This is a genomic window from Streptomyces sp. SM10 (assembly GCF_002910915.1).
Taxonomy (GTDB): Bacteria; Actinomycetota; Actinomycetes; order Streptomycetales; family Streptomycetaceae; genus Streptomyces.
Genome location: NZ_NEUF01000081.1, coordinates 1 through 10,999 on the forward strand (window position 1 = coordinate 1; position 10,999 = coordinate 10,999).

Annotated in this window: 7 protein-coding genes; 3 read left to right on the top strand and 4 right to left on the bottom strand. The window is 74.8% G+C overall.

Going from position 1 to position 10,999, the window contains the following annotated elements; all coding sequences use genetic code 11:
* Positions 1-953: radical SAM protein (locus B9S57_RS11480; RefSeq protein ID WP_103515445.1), on the bottom strand; the 953-nt coding region annotated here is incomplete at its 3' end.
* A 323-nt stretch (positions 954-1,276) separates the two neighbouring features.
* Between B9S57_RS11480 and B9S57_RS34425 the strand changes: the two genes are divergently transcribed.
* The 3 genes from B9S57_RS34425 to lanKC all read left to right on the top strand — a co-directional run bounded on the left by B9S57_RS34425 (position 1,277) and on the right by lanKC (position 5,718).
* Positions 1,277-1,435, top strand: coding sequence for a hypothetical protein (locus B9S57_RS34425; RefSeq protein ID WP_181011320.1), 159 nt, complete (start codon positions 1,277-1,279; stop codon positions 1,433-1,435).
* Positions 1,436-1,637: 202 nt separating this feature from the next.
* The gene (locus B9S57_RS11485; protein WP_103515446.1) at positions 1,638-3,032 is read left to right on the top strand and encodes an MFS transporter; all 1,395 of its coding nucleotides are present in this window, start codon (positions 1,638-1,640) and stop codon (positions 3,030-3,032) included.
* A gap of 103 nt (positions 3,033-3,135) precedes the next feature.
* Positions 3,136-5,718 carry a class III lanthionine synthetase LanKC gene (gene lanKC, locus B9S57_RS11490; RefSeq protein WP_103515447.1) on the top strand — a complete coding sequence of 861 codons (2,583 nt, stop codon included), beginning with the start codon at positions 3,136-3,138 and terminating at the stop codon, positions 5,716-5,718.
* Here lanKC and B9S57_RS11495 read toward each other — a convergent pair.
* The 3 genes from B9S57_RS11495 to B9S57_RS11505 form a co-directional block, all read right to left on the bottom strand.
* Positions 5,705-7,609 (bottom strand): BTAD domain-containing putative transcriptional regulator, encoded by a 1,905-nt coding sequence (locus B9S57_RS11495; RefSeq protein WP_103515448.1) that lies wholly within the window; start codon positions 7,607-7,609, stop codon positions 5,705-5,707. The two genes, lanKC and B9S57_RS11495, sit on opposite strands and share 14 nt — an antisense overlap.
* Before the next feature lie 192 nt (positions 7,610-7,801).
* Positions 7,802-10,717, bottom strand: coding sequence for an AAA family ATPase (locus tag B9S57_RS11500; protein ID WP_103515449.1), 2,916 nt, complete (start codon positions 10,715-10,717; stop codon positions 7,802-7,804).
* Positions 10,718-10,797: 80 nt separating this feature from the next.
* Entirely contained in the window at positions 10,798-10,992 is a 195-nt protein-coding gene (locus tag B9S57_RS11505) for a hypothetical protein (RefSeq protein ID WP_103515450.1), read from the bottom strand.
* Positions 10,993-10,999 lie beyond the last annotated feature (7 nt).

The window sequence follows — 10,999 nt, forward strand, 5'->3', positions numbered from 1 at the left end:
CCCACGGCTCCCGCCGCCACCGAGCCCGCCTCGGCGGCCACCCGGCTGTCGGCCCCGAGGGCCCGGCAGCCGTCGCAGTAGGAGAGGCCGCGCGCGGGGACACCGGAGCGCTCGGCGAGGTGGGCGGGGCCGACCGTGCGGATCATGCGCAGCACCGGTGACTCCAGGGCCCGCCGGCGTACGGCGGCCCAGTCGTCGGTGGCGAGGTGGCCGAGACGCAGGTGGGCGGGGGCGGGCCGCCGGTCCACGGTGTCCTGGTTGCAGCAGGCGAGCACCGTCCCGTCGAAGGCGACCACCGGCCAGGCGGCCATGGCGCACGGGGACACCGCACCCGGCTCCGGGCCGGTGCGGGTGGCGGCGGCCCAGGACGCCGCCCGGCCGAACGGCCGCACCTCGTTGACCAGGGACGGCACCAGGCCGCCGAACTCCTCGTCCACGGCGCGGGTGATGCCGGCGAGATAGGGATCGTCCGTCCCCGTGCCGGTGAGATGGAAGCTCACCGCCGTGCCCGTCTCCCGGATCCGGTGCACGGCCCGGAACACCTCGGCGCGGGACACCTCCCGTTCGTGGTGGGCGTCCAGACTCGCGGAGAAGTGGTCCACGGACTCGACCGCCCGCAGGACCGGAGCCGGAATCCGCCGGGACCGTGCGAAGAACATGCCGCTGAGCAGCGCCGTACGCGATCCGGCGGCGCGGGCGCGTGCGCTCAGCTCCTCCACGAGTGAGGGCAGCAGCAGAGGTTCGCCGCCGGTGAGCATGACGACGTCGGGTCGGTTCTCCGGGGTGAACGACTCCACGAAGCGCACCAGTTGGCCGGGGTCGGGCTCCTCCCGTACGGCCGGGGACGATCCGGTCGAGCAGTGGGCGCAGCTCAGGGGGCAGCGCCGGGTGAGGCCGAGCAGCAGGCCGGCGGCGGGGAAGGGCCGCCGGCCGACGAGTTCGCCGAGTTCCATGCGGGGCCGCCTCCTTCAGAGGGCCGGGGCGCGTCGGGCGCGTACCCAGGCTCACCCGCGCCGGTTCGGCGCCGGTCCACGGCCGCTTCAGGAGCGGTATGGGCCCAGCTCACCGGCCCCGCCGGACCGCGCCGGAGGCACGCTCCCGGTCCGCGGACACACCCCGAACTGGCCCGATACCAAAGCCATACCGGCGCTGAAGCGTCTACCAGGCCGGCCCTCCTAACTTTCTCGGCAACGGCAGGCAACAGCCCGCCGCACCGGACCGCGGGGCATCCCGCCGGCCCCGGGACCAGCGCAGTGACGAGTGGACGGAGACCACCATGTCCGAGAACACCAAGCCCGCCGCCGACGACAACAACGAGGAGACCCCCGAGGTCGAGGCACACTCCGTGCTGGACCTCCAGGAGACGGCCGCCCAGGAGAAGGACGTGGCCGGCAGCTGCGTCAGCGTGATCAGCGTCGTCCTGGACGCCAACTGACCGGACGCACCCGGACGGTGCCACGGAGGTCGAGGCAGGACCTCCCGCCGTGGCGCCAGGCCGGCCGGTGACGTGGGGCGGCTCCGTTTCGACGGAGCCGCCCCGCCGCTGCTTCCGGCCGGTGCCGTCCGCGGGCCCCGGGCCCGGACGGGCACGGCACGCACCCCTCGCTCACGCCCCCGACCATCACCGGGAGTTCACCATGACCACGCCGCTGCGCGGCAACAGGGATTTCCGGCTGCTCTGGCTGAGCGGCCTCTTCGCGGTGCTGGGCGGGCAGATGAGCGCCCTCGCCCTCCCCCTGCTGGTGCTCAAGGAGACCGGCTCCGCGGTGCAGGCCGGCGCCGTCGGCACGGTGTCCGTGGGAGCCGTGCTGATCGCCATGCTGCCCGGCGGGGTGATGTCGGACCGCGTCGAGCGCCGCCGGCTGATGAGGCTCTGCGACGTCGGCAGCCTGACCGTCGTCACGGCGCTCGCCACGGCCGTCTGGTTCGGGCACGCCCCCATGGCGCTCGTCCTGCTCGTCGCCGCCGCGGGTGCGGTCATCAGCAGCGTCTACGGGCCGGCCGCCTTCGGCCTCATGCGCGCCGTCGTCCCGGCCGACGAGATGGGCACCGCCACCGCACGGCTGCAGGCACGCACCCAGACGGCGAGGCTGGTCGGACCGCTCGTCGGGGGCGCGCTCTTCGGTATCCACCCGGCCCTGCCGTTCGCGGCCGAGGCCCTGGGCCTGCTGCTGTCGACGATCTGCGTGGCCCTCGTCCGCACCCGCTCCCGCGCCCGGAAGAGGGCGGGCGCGGTGTTCACCCGGGAGGAACTCACCGCCGGCCTGGCGTACCTGTGGCGGATCCCCTACCTGCGTACGGTCCTTCTGGTCTTCGGCCTGGGCATGAACTTCGCGTTCGGGGCCCTCACCTTCACCGCGCTGACCGCGTTCTCCGAGGGAGGGCGTTCCGGGGTCGGCGGCGGCTTCGTCATCACCTGCGTGTCCGCCGGGGCGCTGGGCGGGGCACTGCTCGCGCCGCGCATGCGGCCCGACCGGCGCACCCGCTCGCTGATCCTGGCGACCTGCTGGACCTGTGTGCTGGCCGCCGGGGTGATGGCCTGGATCAGCCGGCCGCTGGTCGCCGGGTTGATGTGCGCGCTCTGCATGTGCCTGTCCACGATCGCCAGCATCGGCTTCCTGTCCACCCTCCTGGTCGTTACCCCGGAGGAGAAGGTGGGCAGGGTGCAGAGCGCGGCCGGCTTCCTGTCCTCGATGGTCCAGCCGCTCGGACCGCTGGCCGGGGGAATCCTGCTGTCGGCCTTCGGCGTCCGCTGGGCCTTCGCCCTGACCGGCTGCGTGCTGGCCGCGTCGGCCCTCGTGGTCACCTTCGCCCCGTCCGCACGGGAGACCCCGTCCCGGGAACCGGCGGACCCCACCGGCCGGGAGGAACCGGCCGAGGGCCCAGCGCGGGAGCCGGCCGACGTTCCTGCCCCGGAACCCGCCGCGGTGCGTCAGCCGGAGCCGGCCACCGGCCCCGCACCCGCCGGCCCCGACCCCGCACCCGTCGGCCCCGCACCCGCCGGTGCGAACCGTGCCGCTCCCGGCGACTGAACCGCGCGGCCGGAGACGGAACGGGACGCCCCGAGGCGCGTCCGCAGCCACCGCCCGCCCCGCGCCCGCAGGGCCGGCGGGCTTCGAGAAGAGAGAGCCGAGCGTGCCACGCATCCAGGAGACCCCGCTCTACTGCCTCGCCGACCGCACGTACTACGACGTCCCGGCCCGGCTGCCCGACGAGGAGTCCCGCTACCCGCTCGACACCCAACCGCCCCCGCCCGGCTGGCGGCGCGGGACCGCGGGGCTGTGGACCTCACTCGTGCCCGAGCACGGCGAACCGGCCGAGCAGGGCTGGAAGATCCATGTCTCCACCGTCCCTGAGGAGGCGGAGAAGACCCTGCGGGACACCGCGGACATCTGCCTGAGCCACGGTGTCCCGTTCAAGTTCCTTCGCAGCGCACGGGCGTTGAGACTGATGGCGGACAAGCACATGAACCGCAGCGGCGCGGGTAAGTTCATCGCGGTCTACCCGCCCGACGAGACCGTGTTCCTGACGCTGGCCGATGAGCTCACCCACGCGCTGGCGGGGCGCCGGGGTCCCTACGTCCTCAGTGACCTGCGGATCGGCGACGCCCCGGTGTACACGCGCTACGGCGCCTACCTGCCGCGCTGGTGCACCGACGCCGAGGGCCGCCGGGTGCCGGCCCTGCGCGCCCCCTCCGGCGAACTGGTCCCGGACGAACGCGGTGTGGTGTTCCGGGTGCCCGAGTGGGTCGAGGTCCCCCCGGCCCTGCGACCGCACCTCGCGGCACGCGCCGCCGCCCGTGACGACACCTTCCCCTACACGGTCGTCGAGGCCCTCCAGTTCTCCAACGCGGGCGGGATCTACCTCGCCAGGCACCGGGAGACCGGACAGCGCGTGGTGCTCCGGGAAGCGCGCCCGCACTCCGGACTCGACGCGTCGGGCGACGACGCCGTCACCCGGCTCCACCGCGAGCACCGGGCGCTGACCGCGCTGGCCGGGCTGGAGTGCGTGCCCGAGGTGTACGGCGTCCGGACCGTCTGGGAGCACCACTTCCTGATCGAGGAGCACATCGAGGGGAACACGCTGCTCGACGAGATCGTCGCCCGGTTCGCCCTGGTGCGCGGCGCGGTGACCGCGGAGGAACTCGCCCCCTACGTCGCATGGACCGACGCGGTGGCGGGCGAGCTCTCCCGGGCACTGGACGCGATCCACGCCCGCGGTCTGCGCTTCGGTGATCTGCACCCCTCCAACATCATCGTCCGGCCCGACGGACGCGTCGTCCTCGTCGACTTCGAGTACGCCACCGCACTCGACGACGTGGACACCCCGCTGGCCGGCGGTCAGGGACTTCAGGCGCCCCAGGGCACCCCCGGCGCCGAGGCCGACGCCTACGCGCTCTGGGCGACCTGGCTCACCATGCTGATGCCGGTCATGGAGATGGCCGGACTGGAGAGGGCCAAAGCCCTCACCCTGGAACGCTGGGCACGCCGACGCTACGGACTGGCGGCCGACGCGGGACCACGCCGCCCGGCACTGCTCCACGGGCTGGACGCCTCGCGGCGGCGCGAGGCCCAGGTGTCCGCCCTGTTCGAGGGGGTGGACGTGGACTGGGCGGGCATCCGCGCCGGGCTGCTGGCGGGCATCCACGCCGGAGCCACGCCCGGACGGGCGGACCGCCTCTTCCCCGGGGGTCCGGGGCTCTTCGCCACGGGCGGCAGCGACCTCGCGAACGGTGCGGCCGGTGTCCTCTACGCCCTGCACCGGACCGGTGCGCCCGTTCCCGACGAGTGGACCGACTGGCTCGCGGCGGCGGCGTCGCGCAGGGACCCCGCCGATCCCGGCGGCCTCTTCGAGGGGCTGCCGGGCACGGCCCTCGTGCTCTGCCTCCTCGGCCGCACCGGCCAGGGGCGTGAGCTGTGGGACCGCGCCCTGTCCGCCGCGCCCCCGGCCGCGTCGGCGGACCTGCTCACCGGGCGCGCGGGCATCGCCCTCGCCGCCCTCCGCACGGCCCGGGCGTGCGGCACGGCCCCGGACGGCCCGCTGACCGACCTCGCCCTGAGCACCGCCCGTGACCTGGACCGGCTGGTGCGGGGCGAGCCGGTGGACGGCCTGCGCCTCCCGGAGTCCGCGGGGCTCCTGCACGGCCTGAGCGGAGCCGCCCTGCTCCATCTGGAACTGCACGCGCTGACCGGCGAGGCCTGGCTGCTGCGGGCCGCCCGCGCCGCCCTGGAGCGCGAGGCCGGACACCTCGTCCCCATGCAGGACGGCACGCTCCAGGTGAAGGACGGCCGACGCCATCTGCTCTACCTCGACCAGGGCAGCTCGGGGGTCGCGCTGGTGGCCCAGGCGTACACCGCCCGGCACGAGGACGCCGCCCTGAGCGCCCTCATCCCCCGGGTGGGCAAGGGCTGCGCCATGGAGTTCGTCCGTGAACCGGGGCTGTTCACCGGGCGCGCGGGCCTCGTGGCCGCCGCGGGCCAGCTCGACCCCGCGACCCGCACCGGGCCCGGGGTCCTGGCCTCCGTACGCAACCTCTCCTGGCACCTGATCGCCCAGGAGGACCGGCTGCTCGTCCCGGGCGCGACCCTGCGGCGCTGCTCCGCCGACCTCGCCACCGGCGCCGCCGGACTGCTGCTGGGGCTGGACTTCCTGTCCCCCGGCCGCGACGGGGCGCGGGGGACGGCCCCCGGTCTGCTGGAGCTGCTCACCCTCGGCTGAGCGGGAGGGCGGCCTCCCGGGAGCCCAGAGGAGCCCGCCTGCCACTGCTGTCCGCCCCCGCGTGCTCGGCGGCGTACAGACAGAGCAGGCGGGGCACCTCGTAGCGCACGGCGTGTGCCGTGACCTCACCTGGCGGGGAGGTCACGGCACCCGAGCCGATCAACGACTCGACGCTGCGGATGGCCTCCCGCTCCGGGCAGCCCAGCGCCTCCATCGCCCGCTCCAGGGTGAATCCGCCGTCGCCCGCGAGCACGGCCAGCCGTGTCAGCGCGCGGCGGTCCTCTGCGTTCAGGTCCTGCCAGCCCGCCGAGATCCGGGAGCGCACGGACACGTCCCCGGCCACCAGTTCGTCCAGTGCCGAGGGAGTGTCGTCGAGCCGGGCCGCGTACTCCGCCAGCGGGAGATGCCGCAGCACCGCCAGCCGCATGCCGCTCACCACCACCGCCAGGGGCAGCGCCCCGCAGGCACGGACGACACGGAGCGCCGCCGCGGGGTCCGAGCACAGCCGGTCGGTCCCGATCAGTCTGCCCAGCAGTTCCAGGGCCTCGCCGTCCTCGGGCGCGGCCAGTGCGACCCGGTGCACGGGTGCGAGGCCCGCCAACTGCCCCCGGGCCGTGAGCAGTACCGAGGACCGGCCCGACCTCGGCAGCAGCCCGCGCACCGACGCCTCGTCCGCCACGTCGTCCAGGACGATCAGGGCACGGTGCTCCGAGAGCCAGTTCTGCCAGGTGTTCTCGGCCTCCGTGACGTCGGGCCGTCCCGGGCCGGTCACGCCGCACAGCCTTCCCAGCTCGTCCAGCACGTCGGCCCTGGTGCGGGGCGTGCCGTCCTCCCGCCGGGCCCGGACATGGACCCGGCCGTCCGGGAACCGGTCCGCGAGCAGGTGCGCCGCCCGCACGGCCACCGCCGACTTCCCCACCCCGGCCGGGCCGGACACGATCAGCACCGCTCCCTCCGGGCCGCCCGACACGTCCAGCAGCCGGGCCAGTTCGTCCTCGCGGCCGGTGAAGTGCCGGCTGTCCGCGGGCAGCGAGACACCGGAGGCGGCGCTCCCGGCCGTGCCGGAGCGGGACGCGGGGCGCCTGCCGAGCACCGACCTGTAGAGCGCCGCCATCGCCGGGCTCGGCTCCAGGCCCAGCTCCCTGGCCAGCAGCTGGCGGTAGTCGTCGTACACCGCCAGCGCCTCCGCCTGCCGGCCCGTCTGGTGCAGTGAGTTCATCCAGGCCGCGCGGAGCCGCTCACGGAACGGGTGACGCTCCACCAGGTCCCGCAGCCCGTCCACGGCTACGGCTGCCCGGCCGGTCTCGATCTCCGCCTCGGCCCAGTCCTCGTAGACCGTCAGGCAGCGGGCCTCCAGCCGCTCGGCCTCCTCCGCCACCCCGGCGGAGTCCCGCAGGTCGTGCAGCGGCGGGCGCTCCCCCCAGAGGTCCAGCGCCTCCCTCAGCAGCCGCGCGGTGGTCCGCAGGTCCCCCCGCTCCCCGGCGGCCCGGCCCGCGCGGGCCAGTGCCCGGAAGCGCAGGGTGTCCAGCTCGTTCTCCTCCACCCGCAGCCGGTAGCCGCCGCAGCCGTGCACCACCCGGTCGCCCCCGTCGCCCGGCGCGAACAGCGAGCGCGCCGCGCTGACGTAGACCTGGAGGTTCTTGCGCGCGGTACGGGGCGGCCCCTCGGGCCACACCACGTCGGTCAGCACGTCCACCGGTACGGGGGTGTTGGGGCGGGACAGCAGGGTGGCCAGGACGAGGCGCTGCTTGCGCGGGCCGAGCGGCAGCGGTACACCGCCCGCCTCGGCCGAGAGCGGTCCCAGCAGCGAGAAGTACACCGTGCCGGAGGAACCGGAGGAACCGGAGGAGCCGGGGGAACCAGGGAAAGCAGTCGTGGAGGGGCGGGTCATCAGCGGGGCCTCCTGGTCGGGGGAGGAGCGGCAAGCTGTGCCGTACACCGGGTGATCCTGCCGCGATACGGAACGGGGCACATCCGTACCGGGCCCGCATCTTCCGGGGCGCGTACCCGCACCTTCTCCCCCCGGCCCCCATGCCGTGGGGAGGTTCCCCCCATCCAAGCGCCCGCCGGGGGCGCCGTCCGCTCAGGGCTGGTCGGTGACGCACTCCGCGGCGAATTCGCACAGCGCCGTACGGTTGGCCCGGCCCGTCTTGCTGAGCAGGCTGGCCAGGTGCTTCTCCACCGTGCGGGGCGAGATGGACAGCCGCTGGGCTATCTGCTGGTTGCCCGGCCGCTCCGGCAGCAGGACGAACACTTCGTACTCGCGCGGGGTCACCCCGTTCGTCCGCAGGGACGACGGAATCCGGTCACGGCCCCCGCGCCGCTGGGTCACGCTCACCCCCGCCTGCCTCAGGACGGCCCGGCAGGCCGACGCCGCGGGCTGCACCCCGGCGGCGTAGAAGTACTCCTCCGCGGTGCGCAGCCACACGACCGGCTCGCCCCATCCATCGGCGAACGCCGCCTCCGCGACCAGCCGCAGGCCGAGGTGGCGGGCCACCGGGAAGGCGGCGGACCGGGTGTGGAAGGCGGCCATCCGCCGTTCGGCGCCCGTCCGGTCGCCCTCCCGGCCGAGCAGCACGGCCGCCGCCAGCTCCAGGAACTGCCGGTTCCAGGCCAGGGCGGCACCGGAGGTCCCGGCCACCGCCTCGTACTCGCCGGGCGCCGCCTCACCCGCCAGCACCCTCAGCAGCGGGCGCAGCCCGTAGCGGCCGCTCAGGTAGTAGTAGCTCGGGTGGTCGTGCTCCCAGGCCAGGGACGCGTCCAGATCGGCCAGGGCCCGCGGGCGGTCCTCGTCCAGGAGTGCCCCGAGGGCCCCGCAGAAGCCGAGCTGGAGGGGCACCAGGGCGGACTGCTCCCCTCCGGCCCTGCGGAAGGCGGCCAGCGCCCGGTCCTTCTCCCGCCGTCGGCCGCGGTGCGCCGCGGTGGCGGCCCCGGCCAGCAGCAGGTACCGGTGGGCGCCGTGGTTGCCGATCCTGGCGCTGGCCTCCACCGACCGTCCGGTGATCTCCTCCGCCTCGTCCCACCGGGCGCACATCACCGCGTTCATCGCGAGGAGTCCGTCGACCGTCTGGGCCAGCAGCAGGGAACCGAGCTCCGCGGCCGCCGCGCGAGCGGAGTGCAGCCGGCCCGCGTCTCCGGTCCGCATGAAGCCGTTGACCCCCAGACGCACCAGCGCCTCGACCCGCCACAGGGGGAGCGCGTGTTCGGTGGAGAGGGTGAGCATCCGTTCCAGGCAGGCGTCGGCGGCGTCGAAGCCCCTCTCCCGGGAGAGCAGCGCCAGCAACTGCCAGGCCTGGCAGGCCACGACCGGAAGCCCTTCGGCCTCGGCGGTCTCCGCGGCCTCGCGGGCGGCCCGCTCGACGACAGCCGGGTCCCGGCGTTCCTCGCCGGGGAGCAGCGAGAGGTGGCCGTCGACCACGGTGAGCGAGGCATCGTGCGCCGGGGACGGCTCCGGCCCGAACAGGCTGCGGGCAGAGGTAATCTGACGGGCCGTATCGGCCGCGCGCTCCGCCATGACCGCCACCCAGGCGATCTTGATGTGGGCCTCCCCGCGCCGGACTGCGGCCTCCGAGCGCGCCGGGACCGGGGACAGGGAGTCGGCCAGCGCCAGAGCGCCGTCCAGGTCTCCGCCCTCCGCCCTGGCCACCGCGAGGGACTCGGTGACGGCGGCGAGGTCGGCCTCCGCGGCCAGGGAGAGGGAACGCTCCAGCAGGACCACGGCCGAGCCGTGCGAACCCGAGGCGAGCATCCGGCGCCCCGCCTCCGCGAACTGGCGTGCGGCGCCCGCCCGGTTGCCGGCGGCGAGCTCCAGCGACGCCACGAGCTGGCGCCGGTCCTCGTCGAGCGGCTCCCCGGACCGCTCCACGGCCGTCGCCGCACGCCGGGCCAGCGCGGCGCGCTCCGCCGGTGCGAGCGAGGAGACCAGCGCCTCCGCGGTGAGGGCGTGCCGGAAGGTGTAGCGGTCGGGGGCCGCTCCGTCCGGGGCGATGACACCCGTCTCGACGGCGGATCTCAGGTGGGTGAACAGAGCCCGGTCCTCCAGGCCGGTGACGGTCTGGAGGACCGGTACGGAGAACTGGCTGCCCAGGGTCGCCGCCGTCAGCAGCAGGTCCCGCACCGGCTCGTCCATCCGGTCGAGCCGGTGCGACCAGCTCCGCAGGATGCGCGACGGCAGGGTCCCGTCCGGCTGCTCGGCCGTCTCCCAGCCGTCCTCGGTGCGCCGCAGCCTGCCCGTGTCCAGCAGATCGTCCAGCAGCACCTCGACGAGGTAGGGATTGCCCGCCGCGCGCTCGACCAGCCGCTGCTGGAGCGCCTCGGGTATCCGCTCGGGCGGGGTGTCCAGACAGGCGCCGGTCAGGGCCCGCACCTCGGCGTCGCCGAGCCCTCGTAACTCCGTCACCGCCGCCGTGTGCCGCTGCTCGGCAGAGCGTACGAGGTCCAGTGCCGCCCCCGGTTCGGGGCGCAGGGTGCCCAGCAGCAGGACGGGCAGGTCCGCCAGGTTGTCGATGACGTACTCGACCACCGCGACGGTCTCCGTGTCGCAGTCGTGCAGGTCCTCCAGCAGCATCACGCAGCCGCCGTCCCGGCCCAGGACCGACAGCAGGCGCAGCAGGGCCTCGGCCAGCTCGACCACGGTCTCCGAGTAGCCGGAGGACGTCCCGCTCCGCCACTCGGGCACCAGCCGGGCCAACGCCGGGTGGTACGGCACCAGTTCCGGGTCGGTCGGGGTGCCCGCCGCCCGGAAGTGGGACGAGAGGGCCTCCACCAGAGGGCGGAAGGGGACGACCAGGCCGGTGGAACCGGCCCGCCCCCGCAGCACCGGCATCCCCAGTCCGTAGGCCCGGTAGGCGCACTCGCCCACCAGACGGGACTTGCCGATCCCCGCTTCACCGACGAGGAACAGCGCGCGCCCCGAACGCCGACGTGCGGCGTCCAGGGCGCTGCTCAGCAGGCCGATCTCCTCGTCACGTCCGACGACGACCGGCGAATTCGCACGCATGGCCGCAGGCTACTGGAGCCGTACAGAGTGCGGCAGTGGGCATCTTTCCGCCCATGATCGGGTGTAACGGCAGGAAAGGACTAAACAATCGTGAAGGTGGTCCACGGGAACTCGTCGCCGGGGCCCGTCTCGCCCTCGGCGGATCTGAGGAGTCTGCTCCGCAGCCCCAGCCCGCCGCTGATGCCGAGCGATATGCGGCCGGCGGGGTGTTCGGTGCCGCCCGCGTGCGCCGCCGTGGTGTCCGTGTACCCGTTGGATTCGCTGATCTGTGTCATCTCTGCC

Coding starts and splice junctions, on each gene's coding strand:
- B9S57_RS34425 (WP_181011320.1), top strand. CDS start 1,277: ATGTCCGAGAACACCAAGCCCGCCGCCGACGACAACAACGAGGAGACC.
- B9S57_RS11485 (WP_103515446.1), top strand. CDS start 1,638: ATGACCACGCCGCTGCGCGGCAACAGGGATTTCCGGCTGCTCTGGCTG.
- B9S57_RS11495 (WP_103515448.1), bottom strand. CDS start 7,609: ATGACCCGCCCCTCCACGACTGCTTTCCCTGGTTCCCCCGGCTCCTCC.
- B9S57_RS11500 (WP_103515449.1), bottom strand. CDS start 10,717: ATGCGTGCGAATTCGCCGGTCGTCGTCGGACGTGACGAGGAGATCGGC.
- B9S57_RS11505 (WP_103515450.1), bottom strand. CDS start 10,992: ATGACACAGATCAGCGAATCCAACGGGTACACGGACACCACGGCGGCG.